Raw genomic sequence first — 1,043 nt, 5'->3', positions numbered from 1 at the left:
GATTTGTAATCACTTTAAAAGATTCCAAAGTAAATTTTTTCGGTTTGCAGGAATCGATTTTGTTTGCCTCAATGCAAGCGCGCAATATACTTTCATTACAGTCACCTATTTTGGTATGTATAAAAAGCTGATTATGTTGGTCTGAATATCTAATTCTATTAAATTCAATATCACCACCTTCAGGATAGCACAAAGCCTCTGAATCATAAGTCGAACCATAGAATGTTACTGATTTATTATTACCAAATACTGCTAAGACTGGCGCGGTGTTCGCGCAACATTCATAACAAAGAAAGTTTTCTCCTTCAATTATTTTTCCAGATTCAAATGTTTTGACTGGATGAAAGTTATTAATATCAGGATATTCAATTATATTTGATCCTTTCAAAGTTCTAATAAATGTTTTAGGAGAATATTCTCCTCCTAAACTTAAGGTTTCTATGTAGGAATATTGATCTTGGGAAAATTTTCGAAAAGTTGGCTTTTCGTTTCCAGATAGAAATGTAGAATTTTTACTGATCAATTTTTTAACAACTATAGCTTTTCCTGATTCACTTATTAATAATGGAGTGATAGGTGATCTATTGAAATTTTCATTTGCTAATGATTCTCGTTCAGATGCTATTAACACATGTCCAGAAAAAACATAACCGTTAATACCTTGATATTCAGTTAAAATCCATCTTCCTTTAAATCCTTTTATTGTGATAGTATCGCCTACGGTTTCAAAGATTGGGCTTATTATATTTTTTGGTAGTGTATTTAGTTTTGAAAAGTTTGTTCCAGGTCCTTCTCTTAAGATTAAGCCATTTGATGCAGTAACTTTTAAATATCCCTTAATCTGCATTTCTCTTTTTTGAAGAGTGCAAAATGTAATAAAAAATATTAGAGGTATTATTTTATTCATGATTTGAGCGATTGCGCTTAACGAACTAGGGGAGACGACGTTCCTCGTAGCTGAGCCTGGTAGAGGCGTTAGCGTCGGCGCGCTTTTTGCGAAAGCAACAAAGCGTGACGGAGAGGAATGTGTCGCAGACCGAGCG

General features: G+C 33.7%; 1 protein-coding gene. It reads right to left on the bottom strand.

Features of this window, described 5'->3' with window-relative positions; translation table 11 throughout:
* Positions 1-907, bottom strand: a 907-nt coding sequence (locus tag JWG41_RS05565; protein ID WP_205268951.1) for an SH3 domain-containing protein, incomplete at its 3' end; no start/stop codon positions are given.
* Positions 908-1,043 lie beyond the last annotated feature (136 nt).

The organism is Leptospira chreensis, assembly GCF_016919165.1.
Lineage (GTDB): Bacteria > Spirochaetota > Leptospiria > Leptospirales > Leptospiraceae > Leptospira_A > Leptospira_A chreensis.
Note: the sequence above shows the minus strand (reverse complement) of the source record. Positions and strands in the feature narration are given on the sequence as shown.